Source organism: Acinetobacter chinensis (genome assembly GCF_002165375.2).
Classification (GTDB): Bacteria; Pseudomonadota; Gammaproteobacteria; order Pseudomonadales; family Moraxellaceae; genus Acinetobacter; species Acinetobacter chinensis.
In genome coordinates, this window is the sequence record NZ_CP032134.1 from 1,027,631 (window position 1) to 1,042,495 (window position 14,865).

14 protein-coding genes are annotated in these 14,865 nt (G+C 42.1%); 6 read left to right on the plus strand and 8 right to left on the minus strand.

Annotation, left to right across the window (positions count from 1 at the left end; all coding sequences use genetic code 11):
- The first annotated feature begins 89 nt into the window (after positions 1–89).
- Positions 90–422 carry an MGMT family protein gene (locus CDG60_RS05710; protein ID WP_087513269.1) on the plus strand — a complete coding sequence of 111 codons (333 nt, stop codon included), beginning with the start codon at positions 90–92 and terminating at the stop codon, positions 420–422.
- Positions 423–478: 56 nt separating this feature from the next.
- Here the strand turns inward: CDG60_RS05710 and CDG60_RS05715 are convergent, their stop codons facing one another.
- On the minus strand, positions 479–919 hold the full coding sequence (locus CDG60_RS05715; protein ID WP_087513268.1) for a universal stress protein: 441 nt from the start codon (positions 917–919) through the stop codon (positions 479–481).
- A 553-nt stretch (positions 920–1,472) separates the two neighbouring features.
- Between CDG60_RS05715 and CDG60_RS05720 the strand changes: the two genes are divergently transcribed.
- Complete coding sequence (locus tag CDG60_RS05720; RefSeq protein ID WP_227542934.1) at positions 1,473–2,150, plus strand: hypothetical protein; 678 nt, start codon at positions 1,473–1,475, stop codon at positions 2,148–2,150.
- 52 nt (positions 2,151–2,202) lie between these two features.
- Here the strand turns inward: CDG60_RS05720 and CDG60_RS05725 are convergent, their stop codons facing one another.
- From CDG60_RS05725 to carA, 5 genes are all read right to left on the minus strand, one after another.
- On the minus strand, positions 2,203–2,820 hold the full coding sequence (locus tag CDG60_RS05725; RefSeq protein ID WP_087513266.1) for a CatB-related O-acetyltransferase: 618 nt from the start codon (positions 2,818–2,820) through the stop codon (positions 2,203–2,205).
- Positions 2,821–2,887: 67 nt separating this feature from the next.
- Positions 2,888–3,769, minus strand: a complete 882-nt coding sequence (locus CDG60_RS05730; RefSeq protein WP_087513265.1) for a class I SAM-dependent methyltransferase — start codon at positions 3,767–3,769, stop codon at positions 2,888–2,890.
- 221 nt (positions 3,770–3,990) lie between these two features.
- Positions 3,991–4,467 (minus strand): transcription elongation factor GreA, encoded by a 477-nt coding sequence (gene greA, locus CDG60_RS05735; protein WP_087513264.1) that lies wholly within the window; start codon positions 4,465–4,467, stop codon positions 3,991–3,993.
- Between the two features lie 97 nt (positions 4,468–4,564).
- The gene (gene carB, locus CDG60_RS05740) at positions 4,565–7,798 is read right to left on the minus strand and encodes a carbamoyl-phosphate synthase large subunit (RefSeq protein ID WP_087513263.1); all 3,234 of its coding nucleotides are present in this window, start codon (positions 7,796–7,798) and stop codon (positions 4,565–4,567) included.
- Positions 7,799–7,811: 13 nt separating this feature from the next.
- Positions 7,812–8,954, minus strand: coding sequence for a glutamine-hydrolyzing carbamoyl-phosphate synthase small subunit (gene carA, locus CDG60_RS05745; RefSeq protein WP_087513262.1), 1,143 nt, complete (start codon positions 8,952–8,954; stop codon positions 7,812–7,814).
- 339 nt (positions 8,955–9,293) lie between these two features.
- On the opposite strand from carA, the gene CDG60_RS05750 reads away from it, so the two are divergent.
- The gene (locus CDG60_RS05750) at positions 9,294–9,842 is read left to right on the plus strand and encodes a ribonuclease E domain-containing protein (protein ID WP_227542935.1); all 549 of its coding nucleotides are present in this window, start codon (positions 9,294–9,296) and stop codon (positions 9,840–9,842) included.
- 114 nt (positions 9,843–9,956) lie between these two features.
- Here the strand turns inward: CDG60_RS05750 and CDG60_RS05755 are convergent, their stop codons facing one another.
- Together CDG60_RS05755 and yhbY are read right to left on the minus strand one after the other, a co-directional pair.
- Entirely contained in the window at positions 9,957–10,496 is a 540-nt protein-coding gene (locus CDG60_RS05755) for a DOMON-like domain-containing protein (RefSeq protein WP_087513261.1), read from the minus strand.
- 19 nt (positions 10,497–10,515) lie between these two features.
- Positions 10,516–10,839 carry a ribosome assembly RNA-binding protein YhbY gene (yhbY, locus tag CDG60_RS05760; protein ID WP_087513260.1) on the minus strand — a complete coding sequence of 108 codons (324 nt, stop codon included), beginning with the start codon at positions 10,837–10,839 and terminating at the stop codon, positions 10,516–10,518.
- Positions 10,840–11,122: 283 nt separating this feature from the next.
- Here yhbY and rlmE point away from each other — a divergent pair, with 283 nt between their 5' ends.
- The 3 genes from rlmE (at position 11,123) to folP (ending at position 14,820) form a co-directional block, all read left to right on the plus strand.
- On the plus strand, positions 11,123–11,773 hold the full coding sequence (gene rlmE / locus CDG60_RS05765) for a 23S rRNA (uridine(2552)-2'-O)-methyltransferase RlmE (protein WP_087513259.1): 651 nt from the start codon (positions 11,123–11,125) through the stop codon (positions 11,771–11,773).
- Positions 11,774–11,910: 137 nt separating this feature from the next.
- Entirely contained in the window at positions 11,911–13,800 is a 1,890-nt protein-coding gene (gene ftsH / locus CDG60_RS05770) for an ATP-dependent zinc metalloprotease FtsH (RefSeq protein WP_087513258.1), read from the plus strand.
- A 168-nt stretch (positions 13,801–13,968) separates the two neighbouring features.
- Positions 13,969–14,820 (plus strand): dihydropteroate synthase, encoded by an 852-nt coding sequence (folP, locus tag CDG60_RS05775; protein WP_087513281.1) that lies wholly within the window; start codon positions 13,969–13,971, stop codon positions 14,818–14,820.
- Positions 14,821–14,865: the final 45 nt, after the last annotated feature.

Genomic DNA, 14,865 nt, shown 5'->3' on the forward strand with positions numbered 1-14,865 from the left:
TTTTGTTGTTAGTGTCCTGTTTAAGCTTAGATTAAGCTGGTATTAATTTCATTTGCCTAAAATGAATAATGGTTAATTTTTGAGTCAATATGGCAGACAATTTTAGTAAAAGTACAAATGAACTGGCAGTGCAGATTCTTTCAGTGATTACACAGATCCCTTATGGAAAAGTTGCAAGCTATGGGCAGATTGCAAAACTGGCAGGTTTACCCCGGCATGCAAGACTGGTTGGTTTTGTGCTGAAAAATCTGGACAATGCTTCAGATATTCCCTGGTATAGAGTGATTAATTCACAAGGAAAGATCAGTTTGCCTAAGGAAAATGAAACAGGTGAAAATCTACAGCAGATAAAATTGATGCAGGAAAATGTGCCTGTGATCAATGGAAAAGTAGATTTAAAAAAATATGGATGGATGCAGTGAAATTACTGAAATAACTCCTCACTGCATCTGCAGTGAGGAGCGAAGTTCTGAACAGTTTACTGACGTACTACCAGTACTGGAATTTCTGTTTCACCAAGTACACTTTGAGCAACGCTGCCCAGGAACAGTTTTTTGATACCTGTACGGCCATGCGAGCCAATGACAATCAGATCAGCATTGATTTCTTTAGCTGCATTTACAATTTCACGATGAATAACCTGACCTTCGATCAGTTTTGATTCAACATTAACACCTTCTGCTTTGAATTTTTCAGCAGCTTCTTCTAGTGTTTTAATGATGGATGAGCGAGCACGTTCAATCAGCTCATTTGTCTGAGTGGATGTGATGTATTCAGCAGCAATGTAAGGGTCAAGGGCAAGAACCTGGACAACTGTGATTTTACTGCCAAAAGCTTTTGAAAATTCAACAGCTTTTGCGACTGCTGAATAAGAAGTTTCTGAACCATCCACAGGGACTAAAATATTTTGATAGGACATTTTTTCTCTCCATTAACATTATTTCAAAGATGTAGTATTTATCACTATGAATTACGGAGTACTTTACAGCCTCTCTTTATCATACTGCTGTTCTTCAACAAATAAAACATAGTAATTTCATAGGGATAATTTTTAAAAATACTCATGTGCTGAGGTTTAACTTAGCACAAATTGTTTATTTAATATGCACCTATACACTAAAGTCTGAGTACGGATTTCAACAGGATTGCGGTATCTGAAAGTTTTGGATACATATTATTTTTGAACAATTTTTGACTGGTCAGGGCTGTGATGATTAAAGTTATTTTATTTTTTCTAAGTTATAATAATTTATATGAATAGCATCAATTAAAATATTGAAAAATTTATATTTTTAAAAAATATAGGTCAGTACATAAAATAATAAAGTTAATCAACTGAATTTCAACTGGAGTGACCTTTCACTTATTCAATAAATACAAATGAATGGATATTATAATGAATAAATTGATATATTTTATTTTCCACCATTAGCTTGTTTTGTGTTTCGCTATGTGAAGCTAAGGAAAATATTGTGGCTCGACCTTGGATCAAAATTAAAATAGAAAAAGAAGAATTGAGCCGAATCTGCCGTGAAGCATCAGTCCGATGCAATGATATGGGCAGTAGCTTATGGAAAGTAAAAAATACGCACGATCAGATTTTGTATTTATTGACAGATCGACTGGAACTGGTTCAGTTAAAAAAGGTTGGAGAAAAATTAGCAGTTCTTAATCATTGGAAATTTAAAAATTATTCTCATTCGATAACTGAATATGGAGATGATGAATTTAATTCTGGAGGAATGTCTGTTTATCCTGCATTTTATCCGATAAGTGCTGACATTGATGCTATAGCTTTGGTGAGTCAATGGTATGCAGGATATTCTGGTGGAGGAAGAGAGGAATCCATTGCAGACTTTGTTGCATTGGAATCAAATGGGAAATATCAACCAGCTATGTCTTCCATTCCGTTTTCATTGTCCGAAAGGATCAGAGCATGTTTTTCTGAGAAAGATTATAAAACCTCACCGCACTGTCATGATGAAAGTGGTTCAACCCTGTCGATTCAGTTTAAGGATGTTGGAAAGCCGTATTATCAATGGACGTTGAACTATACGGATTTTACCTGGGATGCTGGTAAGACTGAAAAATTCAAGAAAGTCAAAAAGCATAGTGTAGTGTTGATGCCTTTTGGGAGAAAAATTCAATAACTCTATAACTGATAACTATTTGATGGGGTTTGAAATAATGGGGATTGTATTCTTATTGAGAGTTAAAATTCAATAAATCAGCTACATTATTAGTCTGCAAATCTTCCCGCATTTTTAAAAACTGCTTTTCATCCATCTCATAGAGTTTGAGGGAAAGCAGTTTTTCTATATCTTCCTCAGAAAAACGATACTTAATCACTTTGGCAGGAACACCACCGACGATGGCATAAGGCGGAACATCCTTCGTAACCACAGCACCTGTTGCCACCACAGCACCTTCACCTAAAGTCACACCTTGCATGATCATGGCACGACTGCCAATCCAGCAACCATCACCAATAATTGTATCACCCGCAGGTAAAAAACTACGTGTATCAAAAGGAAAGGTCGAAATCCAGTCAGGACGATGTAACTGATTGCCACCCATCATGATGACGCATTCAGCACCAAAACAGACAAAATTACCAATATACAGCTGATCAATCGGCTTTTCAGGCGTCGATGGCTTATCATGCAAATAGCGCACCACACAACGCTCAAAACCTTGATCCCAGTATGCTGAATAATAAGAATAATTCCCTTTGATATGAATATTTGGATTGTTCACAGTTTTGGAAATAAACTCAAATTCACACCAGTGTTTCACAGGTGAGTTAATGGAATCAGTCATATAAAAAGCAACAGGCGAGTGGTTTCACCATTTTATATGACTTAAGCTAAAAGATGAATCAAATAGCCTAAGCAATTTTAAGCTGAATCAGGTGTGTCGCTGCTGTGTGACGAATCAGATCAGTACGGTGTTTCAAATAGCGTTCCGTAATATCATCACCTGACAGATCTTCCACTACGGCATAGCCCATTGCTTCAACCTCACAATGTAATTGCTGTGAGCTGAATGCACCCATCAAAGGCTCTTTTAACAGGCGGGTAAATTGTGAGACAGCATAACTGCCAATTTTCTCTATGCCTTGCAGTTCTCTGAAGTCAACAGAATAATCCATTGCCAGTTCACTGTTCTGAGCGGCAAAACTGGCAATGTTACGCAGGGTTGTCAGAGTGGTCTCTGGTGCGAGATAGTGAGTTGTGCCCAACCATGAAAAAAATGCGGGCAGATGCTGCTGATAACTGCTGCGATTCAAAGCATCGGAGAGCTGTTCTTTTTCAAAGTCTATAGAGACAAACTCAACATTTGAAGGAAGTTCACTGCTTAAACTTATTCTTTTCAGTTTGTTTATTTTTAGTCGTTGCGTATCAGGATGATCCACTTCATAAATTTTTAATTGAGGATATTGGTGTGCGAGTCTTAGAACAAATGAATCCAGTCCCGCACCTACGAGTACATATTGCTGTAATCCACGTCCAATGGCTTCAATAAGTAAATCTTCAGTGAATCGGGAGCGGGCAACCACCTGTGCCGTCAGTAAGCCGAGTATCCGGATCAGTGACTTTGAGTTCATAGCTTTATGCAGCAGGGGAATGGACAATAATCTACGCCATTCAGCACTGGTCATTTGCAGGGCATATGGGTCAGAAAATACAGGATTCTGAGCATGGAGATGATGATTTGCACGTAATGCAGCTGCGGCTTCTGCGGTTCTGCTGGCTTGTCCTGCTTTCATAATATATGGGAACTCTTTCCTGTTTTTTCTTACTCTAAGGGAACTGGAAAAATTAGCAATGACAGAAAAGCTGAGTGTACTGGCAAAATATGCGACTCAGAAATATGAAAAATTCGCTGAATACTGAGGCTGTGCATCAATCGTCAAACTAAGAGGGCAAACGCTTATAGCAGGTAAAAAAAACCCCTCAAAAGAGGGGTTGGAATTGAATCTTTAAGAGATTAAAGATATTCAACACTCACAACTTCATATTCCACTTCACCTTGAGGTGTCGTGATTTTGGCATCATCGCCTTCATTTTTACCCAAAAGACCACGTGCAATCGGTGAGTTCACAGAGATTTTATTAATTTTAAAATCTGCTTCATCATCGCCAACGATCTGGTAAGTTTTCTTTTCTTCGGTATCTAAGTTTTCGATGGTCACAGTCACACCAAAAACAACACGACCAGTCTGTTCAAGCTCTTTAACATCGATCACCTGGCAAGCACCAAGTTTACCTTCGATGTCCTGAATACGGCCTTCACAGAAACCCTGTTGCTCACGCGCAGCATGATATTCTGCGTTTTCTTTTAAGTCCCCATGTTCACGCGCTTCAGCAATAGCCGCAGTAATACGTGGACGATCAATTGATTTCAATTGATATAATTCTTTTTCCAGTGCAACTTTGCCTGCTGGAGTCATAGGATAACGTTGCATTGTTGTCCCTCTAAAATTGTGATGTATTAAAAAATACAGGTTTATAAAATGAAAAAAAGCCCGCCACCGAGAGGTGACGGGACTTCTCGGAAACGAATTAACCTAGTGTTTGCAAATCTTGCAAGCGATATACATCCATTGGCAATTTAATTGCTAAAGCTTGGCATACAGCATCAGCACCGTTCAGGGTAGTGGTGTAATACACTTTACCTTGAAGCGCTGAGCGACGGATTGAGAATGAATCCTGCTGAGCTTGTTTGCCTTCAGTTGTATTGATAATGAGGTGAATTTCGCCATTTTTCAAGCGGTCGACAATATTTGGACGACCCTCAGTGACTTTATTCACACGTTCAACTTCAATACCCGCTTGTTGAATAACATCAAAAGTACCACCAGTTGCGATAATTTTAAAGCCTAGATCAACAAGTTGTTGTGCGATAGGTACAACACGAGGTTTATCAGAATCACGTACAGAAATAAATACGTGTTTGATTTCACCTTCAGTTGGTTTACCAGGTAAACGATCATTTGAGCCTAATACAGCTTTATAGAACGCTTCACCAAAAGTAGTACCTACACCCATCACTTCGCCTGTAGATTTCATCTCTGGGCCAAGGATTGGGTCAACACCTGGGAATTTGTTGAATGGGAATACTGCTTCTTTCACTGCGAAGTGAGTCGGGATAATTTCTTTTGTGAATCCTTGAGATTCTAAAGATTGACCCGCCATACAACGTGCAGCAACTTTCGCTAAAGACTCACCGATACATTTAGAAACAAATGGCACTGTACGAGATGCACGTGGGTTCACTTCTAAGATGTAAACGTCATTACCTTTTACAGCATATTGAACGTTCATCAAACCAACAACGCCAAGTTCTTTCGCCATTGCGATGGTTTGACGACGCATTTCGTCCTGAATTTCTTTAGATAAAGAATAAGGAGGAATTGAACATGCTGAGTCACCTGAGTGAATACCCGCTTGTTCGATGTGCTGCATGATACCGCCGATCACAACGTCTTTACCGTCAGATACGCAGTCCACGTCAACTTCGATCGCATCATCGAGGAAACGGTCAAGCAGTACAGGTGCTTCGTTAGACGCTTGTACAGCATCACGTAAGTAGCGTTTAAGTTCTTCGTCGTTATAGACGATTTCCATCGCACGACCGCCCAATACATAAGAAGGGCGTACAACTAATGGATAGCCAACTTTCGCGGCTTCAGCCATACCTTCTTCAGCAGATTTAACAATGCTGTTGTTTGGTTGACGAAGTTGTAGACGTTGAATCATTTGCTGGAAACGTTCACGGTCTTCTGCACGGTCGATTGCATCCGGGGATGTACCGATAATTGGCGCACCCGCTTCTTCAAGCGCACGAGCCAATTTAAGCGGAGTTTGACCACCGTACTGTACGATAATACCTTTTGGTTTTTCGATACGTACGATTTCTAAAACATCTTCAAGTGTAATCGGTTCGAAGTACAAACGATCTGAAGTGTCATAATCCGTTGAAACAGTTTCAGGGTTACAGTTCACCATGATTGTTTCATAGCCGTCTTCACGCATTGCAAGAGCAGCGTGTACACAGCAGTAATCGAATTCGATACCTTGACCAATACGGTTAGGGCCACCACCGATCACCATGATCTTGTCACGGCTGGATGGATTCGCTTCACATTCTTCATCGTAAGTTGAGTACATATACGCTGTATCTGATTCAAACTCAGCAGCACATGTATCTACACGTTTGTAAACTGGGGTTACACCCAAGTTCCAACGATGTTTACGGAATTGTTTTTGTGAAATGCCCATCAAGTTCGCAATGCGAAGATCTGATAAACCTTTACGTTTGAATGAACGGATATTGTCCGCATTCAAATCACCAAAACCTAAAGCTTTGATTTCATTTTCAGATTTGATAATGTCTTCGATTTGGATCAAGAACCAACGGTCGATATTCGTTGCAGCAAAAACTTCGTCTAAAGTGAAACCATGACGGAATGCATCGCCGACATACCAAATACGCTCTGGACCTGGAACTTTAAGTTCAACCAAGATCTTTTCACGCGCGCCTTCAGTACCAACAGCAATTTTTTCGTCAAAACCACATGCGCCAACTTCAAGACCACGAAGTGCTTTTTGCACAGATTCTTGGAAGTTACGACCAATCGCCATCACTTCACCCACAGATTTCATCTGTGTAGTCAAAGTTGCATCAGCTTGTGGGAATTTCTCGAAGTTAAAACGAGGAATCTTGGTTACAACGTAGTCGATTGCAGGTTCGAATGACGCAGGAGTTGTACCGCCAGTGATGTCGTTTTTCAACTCATCAAGGGTATAACCAACAGCCAGTTTCGCAGCGATTTTTGCAATCGGGAAACCAGTTGCTTTAGAAGCAAGCGCAGATGAACGAGAAACACGTGGGTTCATCTCGATCACAACCATACGACCGTCTTTCGGGTTAATACCGAATTGAACGTTCGAACCACCTGTTTCCACACCGATTTCACGAAGAACCGCTAAAGATGCATTACGTAACAGTTGGAATTCTTTGTCTGTCAATGTTTGCGCAGGAGCAACAGTGATTGAGTCACCTGTGTGTACACCCATTGGGTCAAAGTTTTCGATGGTACATACAATGATACAGTTGTCGTTTTTGTCACGAACAACTTCCATTTCGTATTCTTTCCAACCAATTAAAGATTCATCGATCAATAATTGTTTGGTTGGAGAAAGATCGAAACCACGTTCACAGATTTCAATGAATTCTTCACGGTTGTAAGCGATACCACCGCCTGAACCACCCATAGTGAATGATGGACGGATAATCACAGGGAAGCCGAAGCGAGCTTGAATTTCAAGCGCGTGTTCCATGCTTTCTGCAACGTCAGCACGTGGACATTCCAGACCGATTTTGCGCATTGCAATATCGAAAAGTTTACGGTCTTCCGCTTTTTCGATTGCTTCTTTGGTCGCGCCAATCAATTCAACATTGTATTTTTTCAAAATACCGTTGGCATCAAGTGCAAGCGCACAGTTCAATGCGGTTTGACCACCCATTGTCGGAAGAACAGCGTCTGGGCGTTCTTTCTCAATGATTGCAGCAACAGTTTGCCAAGTAATCGGTTCGATATACGTTGCATCTGCCATTGCAGGGTCAGTCATAATGGTCGCTGGGTTAGAGTTCACCAAAATAACACGGTAGCCTTCTTCACGAAGGGCTTTACACGCTTGCGCACCTGAGTAGTCAAACTCACATGCCTGACCGATGACAATCGGACCTGCACCAATAATTAAGATGCTTTTAATGTCTGTACGTTTAGCCATGATCGCTCCTCAATTACTTCTTAGATGCTTCAATAAGTTCGATGAAATGATCGAACAACAGTGCGCAATCATGTGGACCAGGACTTGCTTCAGGGTGACCCTGGAAGCTGAAGGCTGGTTTGTCTGTGCGATGAATCCCTTGAAGAGTCTGATCGAACAATGATTTATGCGTCGCTTTTAAGTTTGCAGGTAATGTATCTGCATCTACAGCGAAGCCGTGGTTCTGAGAAGTAATCATCACAGTCCCTGTTTCAATGTTCTGAACAGGGTGGTTTGCACCGTGGTGACCATGCGGCATTTTCACCGTTTTAGCACCAGATGCGAGTGCAAGAATCTGGTGACCTAAGCAGATCCCAAATACAGGCATATTACGCGCATCTTCAACAATGGTTTTCACTGCTTCAATCGCATAATCACATGCTGCTGGATCGCCAGGACCATTTGACAGGAACACGCCATCTGGATTCAGTGCAAGCACGTCAGCTGCAGGAGTCTGAGCAGGAACAACGGTCAGTTTACAACCGCGGTCTGCAAGCATACGTAAGATGTTGGTTTTGACACCGTAATCATATGCAACAACATGGAATTTCGCTTCAGGCTGGGAGAAGCCTTTGCCTAAAGTCCATGAACCTTCAGTCCATTCAAAGCCTTTTGGATCACAGCATTCTTTCGCTAGGTCCAGACCGTTCAGCCCGCCAAATGCACGCGCTTTTTCCAGTGCTTTTTCTTCTGTAATATTTTCACCGGCAAGGATGCAACCATTCTGTGCACCTTTGTCACGCAGAATACGGGTCAGTTTACGGGTATCGATATCTGCAATGGCAACCACATTGTGCTGTTGTAGATATTCGCCCAGAGACTGAGTTGCACGGAAGTTGCTGTGTAATAACGGCAGATCACGGATGATCAGACCATTTGCCCATACTTTATGAATTCGACCTGATTCTGCATCTTCATCATTACAACCTGTGTTCCCGATGTGCGGGTACGTTAGCGTCACAAGCTGCTGTGCATAACTCGGGTCAGTTAAAATTTCCTGATAACCAGTCATTGCTGTGTTAAAAACGACTTCACCAGTCGTACTTCCCGTAGCGCCGATCGATGTACCTTTAAAGATAGTACCGTCAGCAAGGGCTAAAATGGCGGGGGTGCTCAAACCAAAGCTCCTGATCTAAAACCACAAAAATAGGGCTGTAAAAAAGCGAACAGACGAAAAAAAAGGAAGGTTAATTAAATCCTACCCTCCTCGTGTCTGTTCGCTTGTAACTTAACAGAGCATTATACGCATGCATACAGGAAAAGTCCATTCAGAAAGCTGAGAATATGTAAGATAAATGCCTTGATTTTTGCAAATAACTTTGCTTTTAAAATCTGAGTGAGAAATGTAAGCATTTAAGAATTGTCTGACAAATCAGAACTTAAATTTTATCAAAATTGATTAAACTTAAAAATGTAACAACATAACTATTATATATAAACAGCTAAGGGGAATTTCATGACGACTGAGCAAAAAGAAAGCGTGACAGCAAAACCTGTTAAGACCGTAAAAAGTACCGTTCATGCAGCAGATGCCGGTACTGATTCTGTTGAAACCGTTGAGAGTGTAAAGCAGAAAGCAGTTGAAGCCGTTCAGGAGGCTGGACAGCATGTTAAAGATGCCGGACAGCAGGTAGTGGAAGCTGTTCATCAGGCACAGCATCAGGCGATTGATGCTGTCACTGAGAGCTGTGAGAAGATTGAACAGGAAGCGAAACAGTTGAATGCCGGTATTCAGGAACAGCTTCGTCAGTTGAAGCAGGAAGTAGTGGGTCGTATTGAAGTGATCAAAAAGCAGATTAACAGTTCACAGGGTGATCTGGCTGAGATCAGTGAATTTGTTAAAAATGAGCTGAGCAGTGTGCTTGAAGAACTGACCCGCCTGTCAAAAGAAATTCGTGATGACGTTGGACAGATTACTGTGAAGCATAAAGATCAGCTCACAGAAACTTTTAAACGCTCAAAAGAAAATACCGTTGAAGCATGGAACAAAGTTTCTGCAAAATAATAATCCTGCAGGATTCATAGCCTGTTTTGAACAGCTTTGTTCGGTTCAGGCATAAAAAAGTGAGACAGATGGTCTCACTTTTTTTGGAATACAGGATATGGAACGGATCAAATGCTAGAAGGTATGCAGCCAGTCACGTTTGTTATGAAAGTCTGCCTGTTGTCCGCTGTGTTGCATGGCATAAAAACGTTCCCCCTGGGATGTTTTCAGCACTGCGGTCAGCCCAATAAACAGATCAGACCATTTGAGTTTATGTTTCAGCATAAATTCTGTTAAGTCCAGGCTGACATTCAATCCATAATGCATCCGTTTCAGCTGGTTCAGCTCAATATCATCTGCAGTCAGAGGTGGCATGCTTTCTGGGTAACGGTATTCTTCGAACTGATAGACCTGCCATGCTTCAGACGGGGAGAGATTGATTTCCCGATAAAAATCTTCATTCTGTACACCGATGAAGATTTCAAAGCAAGTCTGTTCCCACAGAAAGTCCTGACGGGGATGTGAGGAAATAGGAGCAGGATATTCAATCAGCTGATTCGGATCACGTACCCAATAGCCTACATTTAAAGTGTAAGGTGCCTGCTGTTCAATTGCACCGACCACTGAAATACTTTGAAAACGACGATCAGAATCGCTGAGCTCGTAACTGGCCATAATTGAATAATCTTAAAAATCAGTTGGACAGATGAGCGTGACGAACAAGATTGGACAGTTTTGGATTTTGTTTTGCAGCCTTTTTATAAAGCAATGCAATTTTACCAATGGTCTGTACGACTTCAGATGCAGTTGTATCTGCAATTTCAGCAATGACAGCGGCACGGGCTTCGCGGTCTTCACCGGAAACTTTGATTTTGATCAGTTCATGATCTGTCAGTGCGCGGTTGGTTTCTTCAACGACGTTTTCAGACAAACCTTTATCACCAATCATAACAACTGGGTTTAAAGCATGACCGATTTGACGTAAACGCTTACGTTCCTGAATAGATAAAGCCGCCATATTAAAGATAACCTGATTTTAAAAACGACCTATTATAGCAAATTTGCATGCCCAGTTGATATTGATAAATTCAGCATCTTTGATCTGGTTTGTAAAATAAATGAAGCAGACTGAGATATTTTCCAGGAGGACATGCAGAAGCTTTGTATGGTATGCGAAAAGTTCCGATACAGATCATTGAAAAAAACAGTGTCAGGGTGCGATAAGGATACACTTGTATACTGCAAAAAGTGTGTTTTTCACGTACAATTGTAAATTAGAAGTTTTTTTTATTTAGAGAGTTATGGCTACACGCATTACCAACCAGAAATTGTCCAAAAGTAGTCGTGCGTGGATGAGAGAGCATCTCGATGACCATTTTGTGAAAAAAGCACAAAAAGAGGGTTATCGTGCACGTGCAGCTTATAAGCTTCTTGAAATACAGGAAAAATATAAAATTATTAAGCCTGGAATGACAGTTGTTGACCTGGGTGCAGCCCCGGGCAGCTGGTCGCAGATCGCAGGTAAACTGGTGGGCGACAAAGGACTGGTGATCGCATCTGATATTCTTGAAATGGATGCATTGCCTGACGTGACTTTCCTTCAGGGCGATTTTCGTGAAGAAGAAGTTTTCGAAAAATTGTTAAATATTTTAAATGGACGTACTGTAGACGTTGTAATTTCTGATATGGCCCCCAATACATCAGGTAATAAGGCTGTAGATCAGCCTCGACAGATTTATCTGTGCGAGCTGGCAGTCGATTTTGCCAACAGGGTACTGGGACCAAATGGACAGTTCGTTGTTAAAGTGTTCCAGGGAACAGGCTTTGACGAGTTCCGTAAGCAGGTGGTGGACAGTTTTGATGTCATGAAAACAATCAAACCGGCTGCATCCCGTGCACGTTCCAAAGAGGTATTTCTGGTCGGGCAGGGGCGGAAAAAGGCTTCGAAATAAAGTTTACTTGCCAAGCCGTTAAAAATTGTGCATTTTGTACATTTTTAAAATTTAATGAACAGCTGTTCTTCAGCGTTAATATTAGGGTCACCCGTAACAGGGCAATGATCAAATTAGATTGATATGGGAATAAAGCTTTGAGCGATCTCTTCAAGAATGCCGTATTGTGGCTCATTATACTTGGTGTGCTGATTCTTATTTTCAGTAACATCAATGGCAGTGAGAAGCCAACTGCAATGAACTATTCCGAGTTCGTTACAGCGGTGAATTCAGGCCAGATTAAGCAAGTCACAATTGATGGTGAAAAAATCATTGGCAAAAAAGCAAACGGAACTGAGTTTGAAAGCATTCGTCCTGCTGTTCAGGACCCTGAGCTTATGCCTAACCTGATCAAGAATAACGTTGTCGTTGAAGGTACTGCACCTCAGCGTCAGGGTTTGTTGATGCAACTACTCATCGCAAGTTTTCCTGTACTTCTAATCATTCTGCTGTTTATGTTCTTTATGCGTAACATGGGTGGCGGAGCTGGTGGTAAAAATGGTCCGATGAGTTTTGGTAAATCCAAAGCGAAAATGCTGTCGGAAGATCAGATCAAAGTGACGTTTCAGGATGTTGCGGGTTGTGATGAAGCGAAACAGGAAGTTGTGGAGATCGTGGATTTCCTGAAAGATCCTGCTAAATTCAAACGTCTCGGTGCAACGATTCCTAAAGGCGTACTGATGGTTGGTCCTCCTGGTACGGGTAAAACATTACTGGCTAAAGCGATTGCCGGTGAAGCAAAAGTTCCGTTTTTCAGTATTTCGGGTTCTGACTTTGTTGAAATGTTCGTGGGTGTGGGTGCGTCCCGTGTCCGTGATATGTTCGAACAGGCGAAACGTCACGCACCTTGTATCATCTTTATTGATGAGATTGATGCGGTCGGTCGTCACCGTGGTTCAGGTACGGGTGGTGGTCACGATGAGCGTGAACAGACGCTGAACCAGATGCTTGTCGAGATGGACGGTTTTGAAGGGAATGAAGGTATTATTGTCATTGCTGCGACAAACCGTGCAGATGTACTGGATAAAGCATTACTTCGTCCTGGACGTTTTGATCGTCAGGTGATGGTTGGTCTGCCGGACATTAAAGGCCGTGAACAGATTTTAAATGTACACCTGAAAAAATTACCTTCAGTAACAGGTGTGGATGTAAAAGTTCTTGCACGTGGTACACCTGGTTTCTCTGGTGCACAACTTGCAAACCTTGTGAATGAAGCTGCGTTGTTTGCTGCTCGTCGTAACAAAAACACTGTCGATATGCATGACTTTGAAGATGCGAAAGACAAGCTTTATATGGGACCTGAGCGTAAATCAATGGTCATCCGTGACGAAGAGCGTCGTGCGACTGCTTATCATGAAGCGGGTCATGCCATTGTTGCTGAAATTCTTCCAGGTACAGACCCTGTGCATAAAGTAACGATTATGCCACGTGGCTGGGCGTTGGGTGTGACCTGGCAGCTTCCTGAGCAGGATGCGATCAGTCACTACAAATCAAAAATGTTGAATGAACTTTCAATCCTGTTTGGTGGTCGTATTGCAGAAGAAGTCTTCATTAACCAGATGTCGACGGGTGCTTCAAATGACTTCGAACGTGCAACTAAAATGGCGCGTGCGATGGTGACCAAGTATGGTATGTCTGACGCAATGGGCGTGATGGTCTATGAAGAAGATAACCAGAATGGTTTCTTTGGAAATATGGGCAATCGCACTATTTCTGAAGCAACGCAGCAGCAGGTTGATCAGGAAGTTCGCCGTATTCTGGACGAACAGTACCGTGTTGCCCGTGATATTCTTGAAAATAACAAAGATATCGCACATGCCATGGTTAAAGCGCTGATGGAATGGGAAACGATTGATCGTGATCAGATCCGTGACATTATGGAAGGGCGTGAGCCACAACCACCTAAGGTGTATGTGGCAGAAAACCCTGTGATTGATGTGACTCCGACTGATGGTCCATCAACTCCACCGCCATTACCGGCGACCTGAGCTAAAGCTTTATATTAAGCGAAGATCAGGATCAGGGTAATGTAAAAAAGAGTCTCAAATGAGGCTCTTTTTTTGTGCTTAAAAATAATGATGCCAAAATAATTGAGGGATAAAAACATCGCTCAGGTTAAACTAGCGGTTCAGCAATTGTGGATGATAGGCAGTAAGATGCAACTGATGGAATTACCTCAGCGCTCATTAAAATGTGGACGATTGGCACTGGATTTATCGCGACCACATATTATGGGAATTTTAAATGTTACCCCTGATTCATTCAGTGATGGTGGGAAGCATAATGCTAAGGATCAGGCTGTTGCACATGCTCTGGATATGATGGCTGATGGAGCAACAGTAATAGATATTGGTGGGGAGTCAACCCGTCCGGGCGCTTCAGCCGTAACTGTAGAGGAAGAAATCCGCCGTGTAATACCTGTGGTGGAGGCATTGTCAGCCTATGATGTGATTCTGTCGGTTGATACTTCAGAACCGCTGGTTATGCAGGCCGCAGTTAAGGCTGGTGCGCATATCTGGAATGATGTCCGTGCATTGACCCGACCCGGGGCATTGCAGATGGCGGCGCAGCTACAGGTTCCTGTGATCATTATGCATATGCGTGGTGAACCGACCACGATGAATCAGCTTGATCAGTATCATGATGTGACTCAGGATGTGATTTCAGAATTACAGCAAAGGGTGGCAGATGCATTAAATGCAGGTGTAAAAGCTGAAAATATCATGATTGATCCAGGTTTTGGTTTTGCGAAAAATGCGCAGCAAAATTTAAAACTGCTTCAGGAGCTTTATAAGCTGAATGACATGGGATATCCCATTCTTTCGGCATTGTCACGCAAGCGGTTTATTGGCGAGGCTTTGAATGGTGCAGATGCTCAGCATCGCGCAGTAGGCTCTGTTGCAGGGCATTTGTTGAGTATTCAGCAGGGTGCATGCATGGTACGGGCGCATGATGTAAAAGCCATGAGTGATGCGGTTCATGTGTGGATGGCGATGAAGCAGGCCTGATGTGAAATGATAAATTTTCAGCGATCTATTTGTTGAAATGTATAA